This is a genomic window from Enterococcus hulanensis (assembly GCF_005405485.1).
Lineage (GTDB): Bacteria > Bacillota > Bacilli > Lactobacillales > Enterococcaceae > Enterococcus_A > Enterococcus_A hulanensis.
Map to the genome: position 1 here is coordinate 90,606 of NZ_BJED01000003.1, position 23,243 is coordinate 113,848.

Sequence of the window (23,243 nt, forward strand, 5' to 3'; positions counted from 1 at the left end):
TTTCTTTTAATAAAAAATTAAGCGTTTGATTTGAAAAATAATTTTAACGTCTTTTTTCCCAAAAGTTTAATAATTGGACAAAAAAAAGAAATCCGGATTATATTTTCCGAATTTCTCTTCATAAATTGATTAAGCTTCTTGCTGGGTCATAATGATCGGCCCATCTTTAGTGATGGCGATGGAATGTTCATACTGAGCGCAGTAGCTGCCGTCTAGCGTACGGGCAGTCCAGCCGTTGCCGTCGATCCCAGCCTCCCAAGTGCCCGTCGTGATCATCGGTTCGATCGTGATCGTCATGCCTTCTTTTAGACGCGGACCTTTACCGGCTGTTCCAAAATGCGGGAAAAAGGGTTCTTCATGGATCGTTGGTCCAATCCCATGGGCCAGAAAATCTTGGACGACACCATAGCCTTTGCCTTCTGCATAGGTTTGGATCGCGTGTCCGATATCACCAACACGGTTGCCGACTTGGGCTTGTTCGATCCCGATCATCAAGGCTTCTTTCGTCACGTCCATCAACGCTTGGTGCTCAGGGGTGATCTCGCCAACTGCATAAGTCCAGCAGCTATCAGAGATCGCGCCATGATAGTCGACACAAAAATCGACCTTCAGCACATCACCGGATTTTAAGCGATAATTTGAGGGAAAGCCGTGACAGATCTCATCATTCACACTCGTACAGGTCGCAAATTCATAGCCTTCAAAGCCGATTTGTGCCGCTGTCGCTCCTGCTTCCTCCACTTTTTCTTGAACGAATTGATTGATTTCCTTCGTTGTGATTCCCGGAACGATAATCTCGCGTAGCTGCTTATGGATACCGGCTAGAATAGCGCCGGATTCCTTCATTTGTTCGATTTCTCTGCTTGATTTCAAATTGACCATTTAATTACTCCTAAAATTATATTTTTCTTCTATTATAGTATTGAAATGTTATACCACGAAATGCTTTTGAAGGAAAGTCCCGACACTTTTTGTTCGCTAATCATCGGCTGTCCTTAATTTGAGCTTAAAGTTTTTCAACGGTCCGCTTTGCCAAACCTCGTCATTTTTCAAATAAACTTGGCCGTATTCGATGATCCAGCCATGAAGATTTTGCGCCTTGAGGGTATCCATCGTCTCAGGCCAGCCGATTTTGCTCTTTAATTGCTTGTAGCCGTTAGAGGTAAAACCGAATTTCTCAAACATCCGTTGAGCATACTTATCCGCGATAAAGGTCGACTGGTCAAAGACGTACACCAACAGCGCATCGGCAGTCTCCTCGCCAATCCCCTTGATCGCCAATAATTCTTTCCGCAGCGTCGAAAAATCCTTGCTTGCCGCCTGTTTCAAGTCAAAATGATAGCCCTCCAGCCACGTCAATAACTCGATGATCGTATTTGATTTACCTTTATAAAAGCCGCTTGGACGAATCAACGCCTGCAGCTGCTCCTGATCCAAAGCCAATATTTTTTTCGGCAGGAATTGCGTCGCTTCATTTAGATTAGCCAGCGCGTAATCCACATTGCGCCAATTGGTATTTTGCACCAGCACCGCACCTAGCAGGATTTCCCACTTGTTATCCGTATCCCACCAGCGTTTATGTGCCATGACACGGCTAAACGCTTCATACAATTCGTCAATATTCGTAATCATACTTACTCCTCATTCATCATTTGTATTGCTCTTCTTTCCATTATATTAAAAAGCATCCAAATAAGCTTGCAGCGCATTCGCCAATTTTCCGATATGCAGCCCGTCAACAAAGGAATGGTGGGCTTGAACTGAGAACGGCAGGATGATCTTCTCATCACGTTGGAAATATTTCCCCCAATCGATCAGCGGTGTGGCATTGTCCTTTTTGCCAGAATTTGTATGGGAGATATGCGTGAAAGAAACCCATGGCAGCGGCGAAAATTGAAAGACATCCCTTCCTAATGGTCCCGTAAAGTATTCCTTCTGCTCCTCCGCTGTTTTCGCTGCGGAAGCCAAGTAGTCTTCAAGCTTTGCTTCCATTGGAACATTGACGACCTTGAACAGCTCTGTTTCCTTATCCAGGTACGTAAAGGCCGTATCGATCTGGTCATAAAGCACCACCTCGCCATCCACAAATCGGTAACGAAACTCTTCAATTTGATTGGCGCAAACCGTTACACTATGGATCAGCGCAAACGTGAAGGAATAGTGCTGCTTGCGAACCTGCTGCAAAAAATGCGTAATATCAAGTTCAAAACTCACACAAAATGCCGGCTCCACACTATCTCTGAAGACCCTGCAATGCATCGCCCGTTTCCAATTCTTTTCATCTATCCGAACAAACTGATTCCCCATCTTGATCCCTTCCCCCTCTTTTTCTAATTCTTCTTTTACCTATAAAATACAATGAAACGACGGACAAAACAAATCCGGCTAGTCAGCAGACTAGCCGGATGAATTCAAACTTATTTTTTGCGTTTAAAGTAGATGACTGCTCCTAAGACAAGTAAGACGACTATACCCGCGATCACTAGGATCGTTGATTTTTGCTCCCCTGTTTTAGGCAGGTACGTATGGTTTCGTGTGCCATAGGAAGTGGAAGTCGTGGTCCGTGAACTATTTGTTCCAGTCTTACCGCTGACATTCTGCTTCACGTTTTCCTTCTTGACTGTCACTAGTTGTTTCTTCGCTTCTGTCAATTGGAAGGTCACCGGTTTTGTATTCAATACATAGCCCTTAGGTGCCTCGGTTTCGACTAATTGGTACTTCCCTGGTTCCATATCTGACACGACCAGCGTTCCTGTTTCATCGGTCTTTAATTTGTCCTTTAAGACTTTACCTTGTTGATCCTGTAACGCGAAAGTTGCTTCTGCCAATCCTTCACCGGTCTTGCTGTCTATTTTTCTCAGTACGACCGTGCAAGTAAGTCCTTTATTGGTTTTCGTTACTCGAACCGGACTGGTTTGGTCCGCTTTGATCGTGAAAGGTACAGGTCTTGCATCCAGCTTATAACCAGCCGGCGCTTTAGTTTCCACTAATTGATAGTCACCCGGTGCTTTAGTTTCCACCGCTAAAAGACCGTTGTCATCAGTGCTCATTTTCTCGGTCGAAATCGTTTTGCCATTTTGTTGTAAAACAAATTCCGCCCCAGCTAATGGCTGTTTGGTCGTTTCATCGATTTTTTCTAAAATGACTCCACTATCGATCGCTTTATTAGTCTTAGTCAATTCAATCGTCTCTGCTTGATCCTTGACTGTAAACTTCACAGGAGTCGCATCTTTGACATAACCTGTTGGCGCTTCGGTTTCGACTAATTGATAGCTGCCCGGACTTTGGTTTTCAATCAGTAGCTTCCCAGATTTATCAGTAATCAGTTCCGTTTCCAATACTTTTCCTTGAGCGTTTTGCAATTCAAAGGCGGCACCGGATAAAGCTTTGCCCGTTTTATCATCTGTCTTAGTCAGAATGATCGAGCCTGGTTTCGTCGGTGTCTTGGTATTGGTTTTCTCCACTTCCGCCGCCTTTGATTGGGCTTTGGTGATCGTGAATTCAACTGGCGTTGTTTCTTTTTCATAGCCTGTTGGTGCTTTGGTTTCGACAAATTGATAATCACCTGGTGCTAGGTCGGTTATTTCTAAATGACCGTCTCCGTTAGTAATTAAATCGTCTTTCAGGATATTTCCGCTGCTATCTTTTAATTGGAAAGTCGCTCCCTTTAATACTTCCTGTGTCTGGGCATCGATTTTCTTCAGGATAACCGAACCTGTTGCCAGCGTATTGGTCTTCTTGAGGTTGACCACTTGCCCTTGACGCTCGGTGATCGAGAATTCAACCGGCGTTTTATCTAATTTGTAGCCGGTTGGCGCTTCGGTCTCGACAAACTGATAATCGCCGATCGGCAGATCCGTTACGGTGAAGCGGCCGTCCATTCCTGTTTCGTGATCCTCGCTGACTACTTCGCCGTCAGCTTTTTCTAGCCGGAATTTGGCACCTGCTAGTGCTTCATGCGTTTGTTCATCGGTCTTAGTCAGCTCGACACTGTTCGGTACCGTCTCCTTATTGACTACTTTGATTGCAGCCATATTCTCGGTCAGTGTGATTGCTTTTCCGTCTTTGTAATCAGGATTGATTTCGTAGCCGTTTGGTGCTTTTGTTTCCTTCAACAGATAATCGCCCAATGGCAGTCCAGTAAAGGTCAGCTTACCTTCATCGTCTGTGTCAGCTTTCAGCCCCGTTTCTGAGCCATCTGCTTTCAGAATCTCAAAGGTCGCTCCGGCTAATGGTTCACCCTGCTCGTTAACTTTTAGTACGGAAAGGTTGTCAGTCTTGACTACACCGGTCCCGCTGCCGCTGGTAAAGCTCAAATTAACCGCTGCAGAGCCTTGACGATAGTATGAATTCAAAGCGCCATAGCTGGCCGAATTCACTTGCGACGTATTTTTCACACCGCCTGGGAACTCGCTGACGGTGTTGTATTGCACCCGAATATTGCTTTCTGCTTTATAATCAGAAAAAGCAATTTTGAAGGTATTTCCCGTAATGGTTAAACGATAATGATCGGTACTGATTTTTTCGCCTGTTGCTGTATCGATAACGACAAATGAAGTCGGATCATAAGCCGCATTTGTTGTCCCTGGAGTCAAAGTATCTGTAATTTCAGGGTCTTGAACCGGCAAGTCCGCCGAAATATTTCTCGTGTTAACCGTCCAGTTTGCCACGTTTTCTTTTTCTGGATCTTTCGCCACCGATTTTAACAGCGCATATTCATAATTATAGGCATAGACTCCGGCTTTATATTCCACCGGCGCTTTATCGCCATAGGTTACTTTGGCAACATTGTTCAACAGATTGTAGACATACCAGTCACGTTTGACCCGCGTCTTATATTTGACGTAAACACGTTTGGAACCCAGCTTGCCGAACTCCAAATTGATTTGGTTGTTCTTTGTATCGATCTTCGTTGGATACGCATCCGCTCCTTCTGGAACCAAATTGTAATCATTCGATAGATAGCGGGTCATGTTATCGATCATGGATTGGCTCGTGACCTCTTCAAAACGTAGAGAGTCTGGAACTAATTCTGATCCGGCCGGCAAGCTGTCTTCCATCTTCGTCAAATCAAAGTCGGCACCGGTAGAATTTAAAAAGACCAGCCAGTTTTGATAGATATAATTCCCAGATACGCCTGCGTTCGTCCCTAGTTTCGCGCCGCCAGTGTAATAAGGATCAATAAATGTTCCTTTGGCTTCGTATTCGATCACTCCAGGGGTATCGCCATAATTCAAGGTCGCTTTGTTTTTGATCTCTGTCTTCTGTTGATCCGTATCGATCTTGGTATTGATCGTAATCACTAATGTATCCTTCAGCTCTTTATACTCACCAAGAAAGTCGATTCGCACGCCGCCGTTAAAGCTGTCCGGCGCACCGTTGACATTCGGCTGAGCTCCGACTGGCGAACCATTTTCATCAAACTTGGTTACTTTGTAGTCTTCATCTTCAACTAACGGCACTGACTCAGTATCAGAGATTTTTTTATTGACCGTTAATCCGGTATAATCCTTGACCGCGCCGATAAAGTAATCATGAACGACGGGATTTTTCATCGTGTATTTTTCAGAGTTGATGGTGATCTTCCATTCCATCGTGCGATTGAAGATGTCGATCGTCCCTGATTCTTTGGTTAAGAGATTAGGTATAAGGCTTACTTGGGCTTCTTTTGTGACGGTTCCATTGGTTACCTTATTCTTGATGACACGTTCGGTCGGATCAGTGATTTTGGTCGAATATTTGATCACATAGGCCTGTGTCGACGTTGCCTTAGGTGTGAATGTCAATGAACCAGAGCTGTCAGGTGAAACCGTAAAATCACCTGCTCCATCTCCTTGGGAAACGACGTCATAGCTGTTTCCGCTGGTATAATTAAAGCCGACTTTTTCAATACTGATCGAGCCATCCACTAGCTCGACCCCTTGATCAGTTAAATCTGTGATCAGCTGAGAAGCGCTGGTCAGCGGCTGCTCATTAAAATTGTATTTGATCTCCCAGTCGATCGCCCCAGTATCCTGATTGATTTTCCCTTTAGCCTCTAACGGCTGCAGTGTCACAAATGCCTGGTTCGCACTGGAATAATTTAATTGAGTGCCCTTTTCATACGTATAAGAATAGCCATAGAAATAGTTATATTCATTTCCAGCAATTGATTCATCGACGTAGTATTTGCCGTCGATTCCAGAAACAGCCGCTTCTGTGACGATCGCTTTTTTCCCGATTGATTTAATCAGTTTGATTTCTGCGGTCGCGCGAGTCGTGCCGGCATTTTTGTAGACGATCTCGTAATCATCATCTTTGGTCAGTAATGTTTTACTGCCTACTAAAGTTCCATTAAAATCGACATCGCTTGAATAAACTTTGACAGAATCAAAGCTGATCTTGCTTGTATTGTTATAAGCATCGATCTGATACATCCGATTTTCATTGTCGGTTCGATCTAAATTAAAGACCGAATTGATTTCGGCTTTTTTAGGATTCAACGTATTAATCGTTGCCGCCGTGCTGTTTTTCCCAGGATCGACGCTGGAGATCATTTCGATCGAGAAAGTCGTTGGTGTTGGCGCTGTATCAAAAACAATGTTTTGATTTTCTTCATCAACACCGGTCACTTTTTCTAACGACGTCACCAAGGTCAGATCATAAGCTTCTGAAGACACATTATCCTCTAAAAAGGTGATCGTTAATTCCTTCGTCGCTGCATTGATAGACCATTTGGCCGAAGTCATGGGACTAAAGTCGCCGGATAGATCCTTGGCGATAGCTACTTGAGCTGGCAATTGCGTAGTAAAGGTATCGCCAGTCTGATAATTTTTACCAGAAAACGAGAATTTCAGCGCCAGCTTAACACCGGTCATATTCGGCAAGCTATCATTCGGCTGAACTTCATCCCCATTGATTTTGTACATTTTTACTGAGCTGAAGATGTTGTCAGCAATCGCTGTACGTGCCTTTTTTTTCGCTGCTTCTTTGTTTTCTGTCTCCGTTGTTGCTGTTGGAGTTTTTGCAGCTTCGGAAGCAGCCGTCGTACTGCTGGTTTCAACCGCTTTGTCTTTACTGCTGGATGACGTTGCTGCGGTCGGTATAGATGATTTCGTCGAAGAAACAGCCGTTGCCTTCTTCTCCGTTGAATTTGTCGTTGCTTCAGTTGTTCCTTGGCCATAAGCAAAGACCGGACTAAGCGTTTGCAAGACAAGCAACGCCACTAAGCCAATCACTACTAATTTATTTTTCATAACCACTAACACCTTTCCTGATTTATTAATCAACGAAGCGATAATAGAAACCCATAACGATTATCTTTTCGTTACAACAAATATTTTTAGATTTATTTTATTAAAAATATAATTAAAAAATAACTGTTGTCAATTAACAAATTATAGAACAATGTTAATTATAAAACAACATCAGAAAATGTATTCTCTTCTTTCAACTTTTGACCAGACAGAAAAGATCGTCAGAAACTCCCGACGATCTCGGCTACTGTCTGCTCATTTTATCGCTTTGCACTAGACAATCTTTTTAGTAATCTGGAAAATTTCGACTACCAAAAAAGACGCCGATAATCAGCGTCTTGCCACTTGCTCTGCTTTTATTCAAACTTCTTCATGATTCGAAACAGACTTCATAAATTGACTATGAACTACTCCGCGTTCCAGACCCGATCCTGCATGATCCCTGCCGCTTTTAAAAACATGCACGTAACGATTGGGCCAACAAAGGTGAAGCCTCTTTTTTTCATATCCTTGGCGATCACAGTGGCTTCCGGTAATATATTGGGTACTTCCTCGGCCAATTCGTACTCATGAATCACCGGCACGCCGCCGACAAAATCCCAAAGATAATCCGCAAAGCTGTCATAATCTGCGAGAAGTGTCACGATTGCCCGCGCGTTTTGCACCACAGCTTTGATCTTTCGCGGATTGCGAATCATTTCAGGGTCCTTGGCGATTTTCTCGATATCCTCTGGGAAAAAGGCCGCTACTTGGCGAAAGTCCATCCCGCAAAAATTTCTTTCAAATACTTCCTTCTTACTGGCCGCTGCCTGCCAGCTTAAACCAGCCTGAAAAACCCCGATTGTCAGCAATAAAAACAGCTCTCGATCATCATGGGTCGGCTTCCCCCAGCGATCGCTGTACCATTGAGATTTACTCGTCATCTTCCCACCACCTTGATGCTCTTATCATAACAAAAAAAGACTGGCCTTTCAGCCAGCACTTTCGTTAATCTGCTTTGTGGCAAACCGCCTCGATATTGTACCCGTCCGGATCATAAACAAACGCGCCATAATAATTCTCATGGTAATGAGGACGTACTCCCGGCGCCCCATTGTCTGTTCCGCCAGCCTTTATCGCTGCTTGATAAAACTGATCGACGATCGCTCGATCCTGCGCACCAAATGCCAAATGGAATTTACTAGGTTCGTTTTTCACGATCCAAAGAGCTCCGCTATCACCACCGAAACACACGCCATGCTCCATCTCAACTTTCACCTGATAGCCCAATGGTTTCAACGCTTCCTCATAAAACGCTTTGCTCTTTGCTAAATCCGTTACCCCAATACTTAAATGATCAATCATACACTCTACCTTCCCTTCATAATAATAGTTTTAGTATACCCGAAAAAACGTTTACATCAAAGGAGCTTTCAGCATTAAACGACCAACATTCTCGGCTTTCTAAACAGATAAGAACAACCCCAAATGTTCGTGTTGCTGGTTCATCAAATAAGTTAGATTTAACACTTCAATCGCCTCTTATGTTTGTTAACTGATCCTTGCTGCGAACGTCTTTTTATGCCAGCCCTTCATTGATTTTTCCCCAAAGGATAACCTCCCAGATTTTGAACTGATCATAATATTTTTGGTATATCAGATTAAACAACGAACGATCCAGTCACATTGGTTCAGCATTTTTAAGAAAATACCGCTCAATACACGCTGCAAGTCACAAATCGAGCAATTCTCAACATTAATTGACGAATTATTAAAGTCAATAAGTGAATTTCATTAGGCTTTAGCCGTTTAGGGCTATGCTAAAATCAACTTATAAATAACTTCAAGAGCGAAACGGCTCTTACTTTTACCTCATCGTAGAAAGGCGTGAAGCTTATGTTTAGAGAACTGTTTTTGACCAATCAGCAGCGGAGAAAAATCCAGTTTTTCAAGCTGATGGAAGGTTTTCCTGAAGGCGAGTACTCTGTAAATACCCTCAGTCACGAGTTTGGTTGGAACTATCAGCCTTTTTTGCAGCTGCTGCGTGAAATCAACGATACCCTGATCGAACTTAAGGAAGACCCGCTGCTGATCGCCGCTTCAAAACTCTATTGGAAAAGTAATCCCGAACGTTCAAATCATTTTTTGGTCTCGCTGGTCAAACAATCTGTCTCCTATCGTTTCATCGCTTCTTCCTTATTGGAGCCTGAAAAAAAAATCTCAGACTTCAGCAAAGAGGTCTTTGTCAGCGAGTCCACCATCTTACGCCGCATGCGCCCGCTGATCGATTATTTAGCTGAATGTAATATCCAGCTCAATTTCTCAAAAATGGAACTGACCGGGCACGAAGCAGTCATTCGCTTATTCTATATCAAAGCCTTTTGGGCCGCTTCATTAGGCGAAGACCTAGTAAAAAGCAAGCTGGATTTTACCGCCGAAGATAATTTACTCAGAAATTTATTGGAATTATTCCCGTTGCACCTTCATCCAAAATTGATTCGTTTGATGCTGTACGTCTGCCGTCTGCGAAACGATCAAAAAAAATATTTGAATGAAGCGCCCTTTGAGGATCTCCTCTTTTCTCAGACGACGCCGCAGCTTGAGCTCTATCTTTCCGAGATTCTGGATTCGCCTGTCCAGATCAAAAGAAATGTTGAATTTCTCAATTACTTATTTTATTACTACCCTTACTCGGTCAAAAAGGACGCTCAATCGCTCAATCCCTTGATGCTTTATTATGCGAAGAACGTCGAGGAACGTGACCCCTTATGTTTAGCCATCGACAGCTTTTATCGCTATTGTGCGAGAGAATTATTACAAGATTTACTGGACGAGCAAGAGGAAAAGATCCTATTGAACAACATCGCCCGCACCTTTTTAGGCTATTCGATTCAAAAGAAAAAAATCCCGCTGCTGTTTGAAACAGGCAACAAGGAACAATTTCTGCAATCCGAGATATATCTTGAGCTTTATCCAGCGGTCAAAAAAGCGATCCATAAATTAAGCCGCCGCAGGAAGCTGGAATGGCTGGCGGCAGTCAGTGAATCCCTTGCAAGGACTCTATGCTTGAACCTGCTGCCGCTTTTCATCGCCAATGACGAAAAAATCCGCGTTGGGCTGGTGTCCATTCCGAACTACCTGTATTTGCAGCATGTCGTTAAATTTTTAAAGAATCTAAACTTCATCGAAATCGTCTTTCAGCCGCAGCCGGACGAACCGATCGATCTTTTCATCACTACCTTCAAGGAACTGCTGCCGTCTCAAAACAGCGACTACTATCTGATCAACATCTTGAATGCCGATTATAAATCAGACCTATTGCCGCGCCTGCTAGCAATTCAAAATAAAAAGAAATTTGCCTAAAAAAAACTTCTGGACCCAATAAACTTGGTCCAGAAGTTTTTTAGATATGTGCTTGCAGGTCTTCGTAGAATGCTGCTTTGGTAGCCGAGATATAAGGTGCTACCCATAAGTAGGCGATTCCCAGTGTCAATGCAACCAAGAAGTACCAGCCGATAAATGTCAGGTCCAGCCAGAACAAACGTCCCTTGTGACCATCCATCAAACGACGACTCGCAGTGATTGTATCCAGCACTTTTGGCTTTTCACCCGTTTGCTGGATTTGATCGTAATAGATGAAATAGCTTTGAGAATACGCGTAGGCTTTGACGATCCCGGGAATGACGAATAGGAAGGTCCATAGCGTAGTAAAGATATTCGTCAGCAGCGCTAATAAAATGACCCCGCCGATAAACACTCCTTGAAAGCCGCGGAAGGCATCCTTCAATGGTTCAATTTGAGTGCGCTCGCCTCTTAATAAATCTAAATACGTCCAAGAAATCCCACTCATAAACAAAGCACTGATAATCATAGTAACTAGACTCGTTCCGCCGCCGCTGGCATTGTTTTGATGGTAATCAGCAATGGATGTAATCATGTCTCCGCCAGAACCGTGGATAAAGAACCAGATCACTCCAGACAAGACAACAAAAAACATTACCGCAACTGTTAATAATGTTGGAATCAAATTTAAGATAACCGCCTGTCCCCACTGCCCTTTCAGTGCGGCTTTCGCCTCTGTCTTTAATTCAGCAGTCGTTTTCATAACCAAATAACCCCTTTCTGTTCAATAGTTTAATATATCGCAACTTTTTTAGAAAGTCTTTTGGCTGAATTTGCCCGGCAGCTTAATTTAATGGCTGCAGCATTTCCCAAAAATCAGCCAGCATTTTCGGCTGATAGCGACTCTTGCGAACCAAGACGGAAATATCATTCGTCAGCTGCCAATCAGCAATCTTGATTTCCTTTAATCGACCCTGCGTGAGTTCTTCCTTCACCAAACGATACGGCAGTACCGATAGTCCAAAGCCTGCTTTGATGGCCGAGATTAACGCCTGCGAATCGATACTTTCCCACGTCGGAAAAAGCTTGAAGCCCTGCAAAACAGCGATCGACTCAAAGGCCTCCCGCACAGCACTTCCCCTCTCCCGCAGCAACAACGGCCGCTGCATGAGCTCTTCAAAGCTGAGTTCTTCTTCGGCGGCATCCGCGGCTGCCACCACACACAAGCGATAATCCGCAATCTTTTTGGCTTCAAAGGCTGGCTGCAGCACATGTCCTTCAATAAACGCCACATCGACTTCACCCCGTTCTAAACGAGCGATAGAATCAGATGCCGGAAAGACTTGGACATTGAAGCTGGCCTCCGGATATTTCTCAGTAAATCTCCGCAGTAATTGCGGCAGCTCCGTTTGAGCATAGGTGATGCAGGAAGCAATTTTGATCGGCGGCCCCTTTTCTAAATTCGGCAGATGGGCTTCAACGGACTCAAATTCTTCGATGATCGGTTGAATCTCCCGCAGAAACAATTCGCCGGCAGGTGTCAGCTTGACACTGCGGTGCAGCCGTTCAAACAGCTGCGTCCCCGCTTCCTCCTCTAAATCTTTGACCGCGTGGGAAACGGCTGATTGAGTAAGATACATATTGTTAGCGGCTTTCGTAAAATTTTTTGTCCGGGCGATTTCCCGAAAAATAGTGCACTGTTTAAAGTTCATCGCGGCTCCTTTCCCATGAATTAAATTCATGTCTACTAGCCAATATTATCATTTCACACATGTCAAACCAAGCTTTATACTAAAGAGATAGCAGATAGAAAGGTTGTTCTCATGACAAAATTAAAGCTTTATTCATGGTTAGCAGGAATCAATTTATTTATCAGTGCCTTTACCTTCGGCGGCGGCTATGTTGTCGTCCCGATGATTCGCAAATATTACGTCGAAAAAAAGGCGTTGTTCACCAACGATGAATTAATGGAGATGGCCGCCGTCGCTCAATCATCTCCCGGTGCGATCGCCATCAATCTCAGTGTCCTCGCCGGAAAAAAGGTAGCTGGAATGCTGGGGGTGCTCATCAGCGCGATCTGCTCGATCATTCCGCCTTTAGTGATCTTAGGACTGATCTCAAATTGGTACGCCGCCTTTGCCGCCAATCACACGATCATGGCGATCTTAAAAGGCATGCAGGCCTGTGTGACGGCTTTGATCATTGATATAGTGATCGACATGTATCAGCTGATCCGCGAAGAACATTCTAGCCTGCTGAACGCATTGGTCCCGCTTGCGTTTATCGCGAATGTCTTTTTTAATCTGAACGTCATCTATATTTTATTCATCAGCATAGGAATCTGTCTTGTTCACACCTATGCTCAGCAAAGAAAAGAGGTTTAGTGATGCAATTGTTTTGGACATTTTTAAAAATCGGTTTATTCAGTATCGGCGGCGGCTATGCCATCATTCCCTTAATCCAAGAGCAAGTCGTTCATCAACAGGGCTGGTTGAGCGAGAAGGTCTTTGCCGACATCATCACGATCTCGCAAATGACCCCCGGACCAATAGCGGTCAATACCTCAACCTTTGTCGGCATGCAGATCAATGGTGTCCTCGGAGCCGTTGTGGCAACAATCGGCTGTATCCTAGGCGGCTGTGTCATCTCGATCAGCTTATATCAGTTTTTCCAACAGCATCAGGAATCCATTTACGTTGCGGCGGCTTTGAAGAGCCTCAAGGCTTCCTCGGTAGGCTTGATCATGTCCGCCGGCTTTACGATCCTGCTGCTGACCTTTTTCGGAACATCTGAACTTTCCAGCGGTCTGCTCGCTCACTTTGATTGGCAGTCGGCACTTTTGTTCGGGGTAGCTCTAGTGATCCTGCGAAAATTCAAGCCCAATCCGATCGTCTTGATGTGTTTGGCAGGCTTGATCGGCTTTCTGATATATTAAAAGGGTCATTCTCCAGCGAGAACGACCCTTTTTTTGAATACAAGATTACGACAGCAGCATTTCCCGCTCGCGTTCTTGTTCATAATATTCCATAGCGGTAGTGGTTAATAAGTAGCCCTCGCCCCAAGATGTTTGAACCGTTTCGCCAGTGATCCCGTCCTTTTGAAAAGCGATCCGTAATTTTTTGATGAGGATCGACAGCTGTGCTAAACGAGATTTCGTCGCGCCGTCTGTCCAAAGATACTCACACAGATCTTCACGGGAGATCACCTTGCCATTGGCTTGATAGAGTTTTTCCAGTGCACGGCGTTCTAATTTTGACAAGGTCAATGATCCGGTAGTGTGCACCTCTGCTCCAACGCCGATCCGACTGCCTACAAGCGATAAGATCACGTCTTGCGATGCTGAGCTCTTTTCCCAGCGGCAAAGTGTTTCGCGGAGTTCTTCAAGGCTTGATCCTTCACTGATCCAGCCGTCGACACCTTCCAATTGCTTTTCAGGCTCTTTTTCTAATTTCCGCAAGATAGTTTTTGACTCCGGTATTGTCGCCAAGAGCTGCCGCATCTCATTTTCAGAGATCGTCTCGCTCAAAATGATATAGTCGAAATAATTGATCATCTGCAGCTTTTTAGCCTGCTGAGCCGCTAAGTAGAACATGTTGGAACAACAAAACACTTCATAATTTAAGCGCTGCAGCTTTGTCTGCATTTTCTGTTCTACTAATATGTTTTTTGTTAAAAGTAGTATTGATATCATTTCTTCACCCCTTCTTTGGTGTAAGTTTGTTGAAAGTCATTTATTTATGATCCTCTTTTTGAAATTTTTTCTTGAGCTGTCTGTTCATTTGTTCTGTCATTTTTACACTATAACTAAACAGAATTGTCCTCCCAATGAAAAATCCGGCAGTCATAACAGCAAAAGCCCCTGCCATAATCATAGGCGGAATATTCCAGATAAAAAGCTGATTGCAAGCGATGAATATTGAAAAGAGAATGCCGAGATAAACGGCTTGAATCCAAAAAATTCCTAAAAAATCCACTAAAGGATCAATATAAAAGATGCTGCATCCAATCGCTGATGCTAATGAAAAAATCAGGAGAGAAAATACACTGTCATTCGTTAGCTCTGCGCCGGTGAAGAGTGCAAACATGATACTCAAGGTTAAAATAAACGAGAAAATCATAGACAATTCTCGAATAACTACCCATTTATTCATACTCACTCCTCCATCCCTAACTGATTCTTGAGATTTCTAACATAATTCCTTGAAATAGAAATCTTTTCATCATTCTTCAATTTCACTATCAGCCGCCCGTTAAAAGTCGGACTGATTAATTCAATTTTCTCAATATTAAGAATAACCGATTTAGAGACTCGAATATACTGTGTATCTTTATATTTTTCTTCTAATTGGTAGAGTTTTTCTTTAATCTCAAAGACTTCATCTTTGGTATAAAGAAACACCTTCTTCTCTACCGCTTCAAAATAATAAACATCTTTTAATTTTATTTTATGTAGCTGTTCATCCTTATTTACCCATAAAAAAGCATCCTTTACTTGCATGGAATTAATCAATCGCAATAAATCATCATCCAATGACTTTACTTTTAGGACAAGTTCTTCCTCTCCTTGGTCAATGATATCCACTGTGATTTTGATAGAAAAAACCTCCCAACCTTACCAGAATATTATACATAAAAAATAAATAATATGCTTTTAATTATTAATGTTATTTATTTTTATATGAAAAATTCGCTTGCTTGATTTTATCTATCCATAGAAAATACTGTTGATTTTCTCCTTTCAATACGTATTTCCCTCCTCTTATATTATATTTGACCAACATCGAGTCGGCATCAGACCTTAGTATGATTGGTTTCTTTTCTTCCAGCACGGGTTTATTACTTTTTTTATAATATAATTTATAATCCTGAGTATCCCGTACACGGATCAAAATGTTATAGCGATGATGGCTGATGATCTGCTTTTTGATGCGCCGCCAGAATAGATAGAAGATGCCTGCCAGCATGAGCAATCCTAAGATTACCACGAAAAACAGCAGCCACTTTTGTTTTTTCTTTAACGCATCCAGCTCCTGCTTCGCTTTGGACGGCACGTCCGTTCGTTCGCCTGTCACTAATAAGCGATGAGAATTGATCATATAAGGCGTACACGTAAGCAGCGTTACTAAGTCCTTGCCCTCTTCAATTCGCAATTGTTCGGTTTCTTCCGGCTTGATTACTTGAACCTTTTTGATCTTATAAGCAAAGGTGTTGCCTCCGATCTCAATATAGAAAAGATCCTTCTTTTTTAATTCAGGCAGATCCGTAAAAAATTTTGCCTTTGATAAGCCGCGATGGGCTGAGATGACAGAATGGGTATTTTTTCCACCGATGGGATAGGAAGTTCCTTCTAATAAAGAAGCACCCCGTTCAAGAAAAAAATCGCTGGTTCGATCAAAGATCGGCAAGCGGACATCGATCTTAGGGATCGAGATCGTGCCGAGGGTATGGTCCGATAAATAATCCGGATTTTTAGAAAAATCCGTTTCCTCCTCTTTGCCGGCAAAGGGATCACCGCCTGCATTGATTCCTTCCAAAGCCAGCTTGGCATTTTTTTCCAGCATTTTCTTTTGCGAGGCCGCCAAATTCGCCTGATCTTCCCGATTCGCCTTTTCCTGTGCTTTTTCAATGATGCGCTGATCAAGATAGGACATTACGGTATTTCCAACAAAAGGATACGCGATGGCTCCAATTCCAAATATTAAAATCAACATCATGACGACATCGATGATGATTTTTTTCTGCCATTTCTTCATTGAGCCACTCTCCTTTAATGCAAAGACCGAGATTCAAATCGCAATGAATTGATATCCCGGCCTTTGATGGATCAGTTGTTTGGTTTATTCTTCAACTGTTTCTTTGTTGCGTAAGAAGTATACTCCCACCGCAAGTACTGCTACCGCACCGATTGCAATAATAGCATAGATGCCGTTACCACCAGTACCTGGTAAAGTCCCTTTACGTTTGTTTTCTACTTCTGTTTCGTCACCAACTACGATTGTTGATGTATACGTACCATAGTCAACAGTGAAAGGAATATCTGCTGTAAGTTTTACATAATTATTATTTGGTACTTTTGTTTCTTCCAACCAGTATTGAACCAATTCTTTACCAACAGTTGCTGGATGTGATGGATCACCGATTGATGAACTTCCAGAAACAGTTTCTAAAGGTAATGCTGTACCGCTTGCATCATGGCTCACTGTACCTTCAAGGCCTTCAACAGTGAATAGACCGCCGCCTGCAGAAGTTAATACAAGTGCATCGCCTTTAGTAGTAGACCAGCGAGATGGGCTGCTAGCTGTTGCTTTAGCGATCATATACTCAGTCACGCCATTATTTTTACGTTTTACGATAAATTCTGCACCATCTAATGATGTGCCGTTGTCTTGATCCACTTTTTCAAAACGACGTCCGTAAGTGATCACGTCATCACCAGACCAAGGCAATGTTTCTAATCCGTTCGTTGGATTATTTTCATATTGTAAGGTCGCTTGGTTATCGATCCATTTATCTGGTTTTGTATTTTCATCTAAATACATACGGTATTTGAAGACTAATTTTTTACCAGCGTATTTGCCAAGTTTTACCACATCTGGTGTTTTTTTCGTTAAACTATTATCCGCATTGAAGAATACGTGGAAGATATTGTCGTAACCAGTATTAATTGGCGTACCGGCTGGATCTGCCACTACTGAGAAATCGACATCAGTGATTTTTGTCAAAGTAACGCCGTCGCTCTCAACTACGTATAGACCTTGATTATCTAAATAATGCAAGTTTGATTGTGATTCATCGCGTAAGAAGAATTGAGTATAGCGATATACCGGATTCAATGGGTCAGTGTTTGCTAGACCATCGATCCCTACTGGAACATCAAAAGTGATTTTGTATTCGATTGGTTCGCCAACCGTAAAATCGTCTTTTATTTCTTTTTCTTTTTCTACATCGATATCATCTGTTTGAACGTTTTTTGGATATAAGAAAAGCTCAGAAAGTTTGGTATCTGTTGGTGTTCCGTCGATGTTCATTTTGTAGACTGGGAAAATCACTACCATGTTATCTGCAGCTCCGCCTGCCGTAATATTGCTTGGACGAGAAGTTTCTACAAATAGATATACTGCATCTTTTTCGACAGAGTTTACAGTTACTTTATCAGGTAATGTAAATTTCGCATGACCAGTCGCATCTGTTGTCTTTTCAGCCCCTACAGCAGTCAAACCAGTCGGACCAGCAGTTGCGATTGCATTACGCAATTGATTGACTGTCCAAGTTGGGTTAGCTTTGGCTAAAATATAAAACTGTTCAGTTGCATCATACACAGTAAAGCCGACATCTTTCAATGGACGACCGCCTTGAGAGGTATGCCATGCTTCATTTTTTTCCCCACTATTCTGAATATCCGTAGGTTTTGAATCGTAAGCCCCTTTATAGATATTTACATCAACATTTGTTGGTGCTGCCTCAGCGACTAGTCCGTTGCCTAATCCGACAAAGCTGCTTGCCATGAAGATCAAAACGCCTAACAATCCCCAAATTTTTCTTTTAATTTTCATTTATTGTTCTCCTTTTCCTAATCATAATAACTGCAAGAATGCAGGTAAAACCAATAATCAGCAGTGAAATGGATTGCTCCATCCCGGTTTGCGGCAATCGCCGACTAGGCAGTGTTATCTGCACACTAGTTGACTTGCCGGTAGAAGGTAATTCTTTATTTTCACCTTTTTTATTAACGATTTTCAGCGGTTCTTTGGTTTCTCCGCTGACCTCATTAATCTCAAAGTCAACAAAGTGATTCTCAGGTAAAATGTATCCTTCGGGTGCTTTGACTTCCAATAAGGAATAGCTGCCGTACGCCATTTCACCTAACTCAAACATTCCTTGTTCGTCAGACGTCAAAATCAGCAGCTCATCTGGATGCGCATTGCCGTAATCGGCAGTCACCCATTGTTTTTCTTTCGTTAAATAATGCGTGTCTTTGTTTGTCACAACAAAATTGGCATCCTTTAACGCATCGCTAGATTTTTCATCGACTTTTTGGAAGCTTTTCTTTCCGGCTACGCGCTGGTTGTACACCACCGGTAATTTATCTTTCTGCGATAAAGCACCCACTTCGGTCCCGTTAATCAAGATCAGTTGCCGCTGATCTTTCGGAATCTCCACCGAAATTTGACGGGCCTGCTCAGAAATTTCGTAGCCTGCTGCAGTTGCGACTTCTTCAAAGAGATAACTGCCACTTTTCAGTCCTAGATTTGTTCTAACGACGCCATCCTTATCAGAAACCATTTTTTTCACCCGTTCATCTTTCAACGGCGAATCCTTGATTTCTTTTTCAGAAAGCCAATCGCTGACTGCGCCTGCAGTAGTTCGTAAATAGAATTTCTCGCCCTTATCATTCTTGGAGAGAACAAAGCTCGCACCTGCTAAGGGACTCGTGGAACCATCACTTTCTTTCGCCATTTTGACAAAATACGGTTCGCGCACATACGCTTTGTTCTTGGTGTACACATGTGTGTCACCTGAGGTAAACAAGCCGCTGTCTAAAACCAGATAGTTGGATAATCCAGCATGATCAACTGGCAAGCTGTCACCGCTGTTTAACTCTACGATGAGATAGACCTGCTGCTGATCGGTCGATAATTTAATAGAGAGCAAACCATCTTCCGTTACATTATTCCCAGCGCTATCTGTAAAGCTGCCTTTGGCTGTTTCCTTGGTTTGAACAAAGCGGATTTTCGGATAACGCACCTGAATGGCCGTCTGATCCGCATGGCCAGGAGTCGCCAAAACCTCCAGCTCACTGCGCAAGACATTGACTTCATCAGCGATGAACTCTTTTGCTTGATCAAAAGAAAGACTTTCTTTGGTCATAACATGCTGACGAAGATAATCGCCAACTTCAAAGATCGCAAAGGTTGAGCCATTCACGCCGTACGAATCCTTTAACAGATCCGCATTTCCTAAAGCGCCGCCTTGATTGATCTGACTAGGCGCTTCTTGGTTAACAAAGAGCCGTTTATGGAGATGGACTTGGGTTTCTGCTCCTGCCGCTTCTGTCGGCTGCATCCATAAAAATCCAGCCATACAGACCAGCAGCAGAGAAAGAATATGCTTCAATTTCATCGTCCATCACCTGCCTTTTTTTGCTTGAATCGTTCAGTCGCAAAATAGATACATACGATCATGAACGCGCTGAGCGCCAGACTGATAATCAATGAATGACCCTTGCCGCCAGTTTCAGGCAGTGTTCCCTTCGGATGATTTTCAACCGTTACGATATTCGCACTCGCCAACTGTCCGCCGGTGATCGTGAATTTTACTGGCGATGAAGGTTTTACATAGCCAGTCGGTGCTTGGGTTTCTACAAAATAATAGATTCCTTCCGGCATGCCAGTAATCACTAATTCTCCGACAGGTGTGACGACGTTCTCTAGTTGAAAACTCCAAGTCGAACCTGTTTTGACGGCTTTATAGGTGCCTTTTGCATTCGTCCCATCGCCGACTTCCAATTCTTCCGGTGCAAACCAAGTAGTACCAGCACTATCAGTGGCTACTTTAAATTTCGCGCCTTTCAAATTTTTGTCATTCGTGGCATCTTTCTTCTCCAGCATTACGCCGCCTTCTGCTCGTTCGTTAGTTACCTCAAAGGTTATGGTCACACCGTCATTGGTAATTTCGCTAACCGCCGTTTTGCCATCACCGACAATTTTGTACCCATCAGGTGCTTTAGTTTCCAGCAGGTAATACTTTCCTAAAGGCAATCCGGAAATGTTGATTTCCCCTTTAGTTCCCGTACTTTCGATAAATTCATATTTCTTAGACGTTGAATTGTATTTGTACTCATAATCTTTGCCAGTCACAAATTTGGTGCCCATTTTTGTTTCAGACGTATCTGGATTAACTAAGTACAATTCAAATTCGGCGCCATCCAACTTTTCACCATCGGAATTCTTTTTCGTCAGCTTGAGTTTTCCGACTTTTTGCCGATTCTCTCGCGTCACACTGACGGTATCCCCATCAGCAGTAATTTCTGCTAGACCAGATTTGCCATTATCCTCATAAATATAGCCATCAGGTGCTGCTTCTTCTTGGAAGTAATATTCATCGATTGGTAACCCTGAGACCGTGATCTCGCCCTTTTTACCGGTCGAGCCCGTGTCTTCTACCAATTCATATTTCTTGTCCGTGGCGTTGTATTGATAAAGATAATTTTTCCCGGTTTCTAGCAGAAATTTTGGTGTAACCAATTCATCGCCGTTTTTCTTGCGCAGCGTGAACTTGGCTCCGTTCAATTTTTCACCGGTATCCGCATCCTTTTTGACTAAAGTGATTTCTCCTTTAGCCAAGTCGTTATAGGCGCTGACGGCCACCCCTTCTGAAGCTGTTCCGTCAATGGTAAAGTAATACTTGCCTTTTTCGTCTTTTCCGTCCGATGGAATGATTTCCAGCTTCTCCGTATAACGCGGATCTGGATTGTTCACCTCGACTAGGCAATAGTTTCCGTCGGTCAAGTTCTCGTAAAGTAACACTCCGGTGCTATCAGTTTTCTTTTTTCCGCCTGCAATTGTGACATACGTGCCTGACCCAGGAGTTGTTTCTTTCTGTAATTCGAACTCGACATCTTTTAAAACTACTTGAGTATCTTTATCCATCTTTTTCAATCGGAAGGTCGTTGGCGGTACGCGGGTTGCACCTCCGCCCCATTCACTAACAGTGACTTTATTTCCGTTACTTTCATCACCAGACTCATTAGTTTCCCAATAGACGGTCGCTTTGTTTTCGATGATTGAACCGCCGCCTAAAGTGGTTGAACAGGTAATACGTGTTACAAGTGCAAATGGATAGTTATCATGGGTCTGTCCACTATCAACACTGAAATATTTTTCATAGGCTTCTTTTGTTTTATCCCCACGAGAAGCTGTCATTTTGCCATCTATTACAGCAGTATCGATCAGATCCCATATACGTTCTTTCGTACTCTTTGCTGCATTCCCAAATAACAGCAGACCATTGCTTTTATCATTGGTTAAGTTGGGCAGGTCCTTAAAATTCATTACTAACTTATTCCCGGTGGTCACTCCATAACAAGGATAGTTATGACTTTCGATCCGACTTTCAAAGTCATCATCTGATTCAGAACTGCCTTGTGTCAATTTCTCTAAAGGAGTACTCGTATTGGTGTTGGTCGTACTCATAAGTTGAAAGGACCCTAGATTATCCGATGTCATATTTCCGTCTTCATCAGCTGCATGGATGTTCATATATATGGAGTATTCTTCCAGTGTCAAGGTCGGATCTAATTGGTCTTTTAAAACTACTTTTTTGTACAAACTAGGACCATCATCTTCAAACGCTTTTTTGTAATTATCCATCATGATCGGAATGTTCCAATAAACTCGATTACTATTTTCAGTTGCTCCACCATTTTTAGTTATCGGCTTTTGATCGCCAATCGGCTTTCCGGGGTGAGGCTCAGTTGGTTTGGGATCAATCTCGATCGGATATTTACCTGTTTCGGTATTACCGGTTGAACCGCCGTTGCTTTCCTTGCTAGCCGTTCCATACGCCGTCGCATAACAATCCTGCAGACCATTCCAGTCTTTTTCTACTGCCTCATTAAAAGTGATCTTCAAATATTTTTTCCCAGCGATCGTTTCTAATGTCATATCGCCGATTTTATCACCGCTGCTCTCATAAAAGGGAACTGAGTTACTGACAGTAGAGAAATTGAAGTATTCTTCTGGCAATGCGATATAAATGTAGTCACCATTTTTTAAGTTTGCAGAAGAAGGGACAGTAAAGGTGTAATCAAAATACACACCATCGCCAACTTTGATCGTTGGCTGCGGGTCCTGCTTTACACCATCCTTAACAATATAAATTTGACTACCGCCGCGCTTTAGATAAATATTGTTCAATTTCATATCGCCGATCGAACTGGTTTTGTCACTACCTGCAAAAGATGTTGCTGCCCCACCTAGTGGTTTGATTTGTTTGCTGCTTTCAGTTTGACTCTCTTGTTTCAGATTCAGCTTAAACTCATAGGAAGCAAAAAAGTTTAGTTGTACTTCTGACAGAGAACGAACCTGATCCGCCAATTTAAATTCAAAACTTATGCCTTCAATCGAAGCTTGTTGATCGCTGTCATTTACGACTTTCAATTGATTTCCTTTAACAGAAACAGTGACCGCCTCATTTTGATAAAGTTTCTTATCTGCTGTCGTGATTTCTGCCGGAAGATCCAGTGTCTGCTTCTTATTTTCAGCAATCGTTAAATCGAATTGTGAAAGATATGAAGCTTTAGGGTCAATTTCCTGCGGAAGTGGACTGCCATCCAAAGCCGTTAGTCTCAGATTGTTTACACCACTCTCTTCTGCCGTTTGCAGGTTTTCTGCAATCGTTTGAAGCGGAAAACTAGATAAAACAATCAACAAGATTGAAAGAAGTGTCCACCAATGGTTTTTGAATTTGTTCATGATACCCTCCTTTCAGTTATGATTTTTTCTAATTTCTTTATAAGCGATCCCTCCACTCTGTTTCAAAATGCACTTATCTTCAAAGTTAAAATCAATCAAATGTTTTTATTCATTCTTTAATATGAATATTCAAGTATTTTCAACTTATAAAAATAAACGCATAAAATCATTTTAAAATCATTTTTCATTATATTTCTATTATTTTCCAGTGACA

At 42.7% G+C, this 23,243-nt stretch carries 18 protein-coding genes; 3 read left to right on the forward strand and 15 right to left on the reverse strand.

Annotated features, from left to right (window positions below; all coding sequences use genetic code 11):
• Positions 1-129: 129 nt before the first annotated feature.
• From map to FFR60_RS04410, 6 genes are all read right to left on the reverse strand, one after another.
• Complete coding sequence (gene map, locus FFR60_RS04385) at positions 130-882, reverse strand: type I methionyl aminopeptidase (protein WP_137663204.1); 753 nt, start codon at positions 880-882, stop codon at positions 130-132.
• 96 nt (positions 883-978) lie between these two features.
• On the reverse strand, positions 979-1,632 hold the full coding sequence (locus FFR60_RS04390; protein ID WP_137663205.1) for an endonuclease III domain-containing protein: 654 nt from the start codon (positions 1,630-1,632) through the stop codon (positions 979-981).
• 45 nt (positions 1,633-1,677) lie between these two features.
• The gene (locus FFR60_RS04395) at positions 1,678-2,307 is read right to left on the reverse strand and encodes a CatA-like O-acetyltransferase (protein ID WP_137663206.1); all 630 of its coding nucleotides are present in this window, start codon (positions 2,305-2,307) and stop codon (positions 1,678-1,680) included.
• 110 nt (positions 2,308-2,417) lie between these two features.
• Positions 2,418-7,235 carry a SpaA isopeptide-forming pilin-related protein gene (locus FFR60_RS04400; protein ID WP_137663207.1) on the reverse strand — a complete coding sequence of 1,606 codons (4,818 nt, stop codon included), beginning with the start codon at positions 7,233-7,235 and terminating at the stop codon, positions 2,418-2,420.
• Between the two features lie 407 nt (positions 7,236-7,642).
• Entirely contained in the window at positions 7,643-8,158 is a 516-nt protein-coding gene (locus tag FFR60_RS04405; protein ID WP_137663208.1) for a DNA-3-methyladenine glycosylase I, read from the reverse strand.
• A 64-nt stretch (positions 8,159-8,222) separates the two neighbouring features.
• Positions 8,223-8,579 (reverse strand): VOC family protein, encoded by a 357-nt coding sequence (locus FFR60_RS04410; protein ID WP_088934447.1) that lies wholly within the window; start codon positions 8,577-8,579, stop codon positions 8,223-8,225.
• 531 nt (positions 8,580-9,110) lie between these two features.
• On the opposite strand from FFR60_RS04410, the gene FFR60_RS04415 reads away from it, so the two are divergent.
• Positions 9,111-10,577: a helix-turn-helix domain-containing protein gene (locus FFR60_RS04415; RefSeq protein WP_137663209.1), complete on the forward strand. Its 1,467-nt coding sequence runs from the start codon at positions 9,111-9,113 to the stop codon at positions 10,575-10,577.
• A gap of 40 nt (positions 10,578-10,617) precedes the next feature.
• Here the strand turns inward: FFR60_RS04415 and FFR60_RS04420 are convergent, their stop codons facing one another.
• Together FFR60_RS04420 and FFR60_RS04425 are read right to left on the reverse strand one after the other, a co-directional pair.
• Positions 10,618-11,319 carry a DUF975 family protein gene (locus FFR60_RS04420; RefSeq protein WP_137663210.1) on the reverse strand — a complete coding sequence of 234 codons (702 nt, stop codon included), beginning with the start codon at positions 11,317-11,319 and terminating at the stop codon, positions 10,618-10,620.
• Between the two features lie 82 nt (positions 11,320-11,401).
• Positions 11,402-12,268, reverse strand: coding sequence for a LysR family transcriptional regulator (locus FFR60_RS04425; RefSeq protein WP_137663211.1), 867 nt, complete (start codon positions 12,266-12,268; stop codon positions 11,402-11,404).
• A gap of 111 nt (positions 12,269-12,379) precedes the next feature.
• On the opposite strand from FFR60_RS04425, the gene FFR60_RS04430 reads away from it, so the two are divergent.
• Entirely contained in the window at positions 12,380-12,940 is a 561-nt protein-coding gene (locus FFR60_RS04430) for a chromate transporter (RefSeq protein WP_137663212.1), read from the forward strand.
• A gap of 2 nt (positions 12,941-12,942) precedes the next feature.
• Positions 12,943-13,491 (forward strand): chromate transporter, encoded by a 549-nt coding sequence (locus FFR60_RS04435; protein ID WP_137663213.1) that lies wholly within the window; start codon positions 12,943-12,945, stop codon positions 13,489-13,491.
• 45 nt (positions 13,492-13,536) lie between these two features.
• Here the strand turns inward: FFR60_RS04435 and FFR60_RS04440 are convergent, their stop codons facing one another.
• The 7 genes from FFR60_RS04440 to FFR60_RS04470 form a co-directional block, all read right to left on the reverse strand.
• The gene (locus FFR60_RS04440) at positions 13,537-14,247 is read right to left on the reverse strand and encodes a winged helix-turn-helix domain-containing protein (protein ID WP_137663214.1); all 711 of its coding nucleotides are present in this window, start codon (positions 14,245-14,247) and stop codon (positions 13,537-13,539) included.
• Positions 14,248-14,287: 40 nt separating this feature from the next.
• Positions 14,288-14,707, reverse strand: a complete 420-nt coding sequence (locus FFR60_RS04445; protein WP_137663333.1) for a hypothetical protein — start codon at positions 14,705-14,707, stop codon at positions 14,288-14,290.
• A 2-nt stretch (positions 14,708-14,709) separates the two neighbouring features.
• Positions 14,710-15,138, reverse strand: a complete 429-nt coding sequence (locus tag FFR60_RS04450; RefSeq protein WP_249354947.1) for a LytTR family DNA-binding domain-containing protein — start codon at positions 15,136-15,138, stop codon at positions 14,710-14,712.
• Positions 15,139-15,220: 82 nt separating this feature from the next.
• Positions 15,221-16,309: a class C sortase gene (locus FFR60_RS04455; RefSeq protein WP_137663216.1), complete on the reverse strand. Its 1,089-nt coding sequence runs from the start codon at positions 16,307-16,309 to the stop codon at positions 15,221-15,223.
• 84 nt (positions 16,310-16,393) lie between these two features.
• Positions 16,394-18,109, reverse strand: coding sequence for a SpaH/EbpB family LPXTG-anchored major pilin (locus tag FFR60_RS04460; protein WP_137663217.1), 1,716 nt, complete (start codon positions 18,107-18,109; stop codon positions 16,394-16,396).
• Positions 18,099-19,676 (reverse strand): SpaA isopeptide-forming pilin-related protein, encoded by a 1,578-nt coding sequence (locus FFR60_RS04465; RefSeq protein WP_137663218.1) that lies wholly within the window; start codon positions 19,674-19,676, stop codon positions 18,099-18,101. The genes FFR60_RS04460 and FFR60_RS04465 overlap by 11 nt, the downstream gene beginning before the upstream one ends.
• On the reverse strand, positions 19,673-23,029 hold the full coding sequence (locus FFR60_RS04470; RefSeq protein WP_137663219.1) for an MSCRAMM family protein: 3,357 nt from the start codon (positions 23,027-23,029) through the stop codon (positions 19,673-19,675). The genes FFR60_RS04465 and FFR60_RS04470 overlap by 4 nt, the downstream gene beginning before the upstream one ends.
• Positions 23,030-23,243: the final 214 nt, after the last annotated feature.

Bases quoted from the DNA above. Each gene is read 5' to 3' on its own strand.
- map (WP_137663204.1), bottom strand. From the start codon at position 882: ATGGTCAATTTGAAATCAAGCAGAGAAATCGAACAAATGAAGGAATCC.
- FFR60_RS04390 (WP_137663205.1), bottom strand. From the start codon at position 1,632: ATGATTACGAATATTGACGAATTGTATGAAGCGTTTAGCCGTGTCATG.
- FFR60_RS04395 (WP_137663206.1), bottom strand. From the start codon at position 2,307: ATGGGGAATCAGTTTGTTCGGATAGATGAAAAGAATTGGAAACGGGCG.
- FFR60_RS04400 (WP_137663207.1), bottom strand. From the start codon at position 7,235: ATGAAAAATAAATTAGTAGTGATTGGCTTAGTGGCGTTGCTTGTCTTG.
- FFR60_RS04405 (WP_137663208.1), bottom strand. From the start codon at position 8,158: ATGACGAGTAAATCTCAATGGTACAGCGATCGCTGGGGGAAGCCGACC.
- FFR60_RS04410 (WP_088934447.1), bottom strand. From the start codon at position 8,579: ATGATTGATCATTTAAGTATTGGGGTAACGGATTTAGCAAAGAGCAAA.
- FFR60_RS04415 (WP_137663209.1), top strand. From the start codon at position 9,111: ATGTTTAGAGAACTGTTTTTGACCAATCAGCAGCGGAGAAAAATCCAG.
- FFR60_RS04420 (WP_137663210.1), bottom strand. From the start codon at position 11,319: ATGAAAACGACTGCTGAATTAAAGACAGAGGCGAAAGCCGCACTGAAA.
- FFR60_RS04425 (WP_137663211.1), bottom strand. From the start codon at position 12,268: ATGAACTTTAAACAGTGCACTATTTTTCGGGAAATCGCCCGGACAAAA.
- FFR60_RS04430 (WP_137663212.1), top strand. From the start codon at position 12,380: ATGACAAAATTAAAGCTTTATTCATGGTTAGCAGGAATCAATTTATTT.
- FFR60_RS04435 (WP_137663213.1), top strand. From the start codon at position 12,943: ATGCAATTGTTTTGGACATTTTTAAAAATCGGTTTATTCAGTATCGGC.
- FFR60_RS04440 (WP_137663214.1), bottom strand. From the start codon at position 14,247: ATGATATCAATACTACTTTTAACAAAAAACATATTAGTAGAACAGAAA.
- FFR60_RS04445 (WP_137663333.1), bottom strand. From the start codon at position 14,707: ATGAATAAATGGGTAGTTATTCGAGAATTGTCTATGATTTTCTCGTTT.
- FFR60_RS04455 (WP_137663216.1), bottom strand. From the start codon at position 16,309: ATGAAGAAATGGCAGAAAAAAATCATCATCGATGTCGTCATGATGTTG.
- FFR60_RS04460 (WP_137663217.1), bottom strand. From the start codon at position 18,109: ATGAAAATTAAAAGAAAAATTTGGGGATTGTTAGGCGTTTTGATCTTC.
- FFR60_RS04465 (WP_137663218.1), bottom strand. From the start codon at position 19,676: ATGAAATTGAAGCATATTCTTTCTCTGCTGCTGGTCTGTATGGCTGGA.
- FFR60_RS04470 (WP_137663219.1), bottom strand. From the start codon at position 23,029: ATGAACAAATTCAAAAACCATTGGTGGACACTTCTTTCAATCTTGTTG.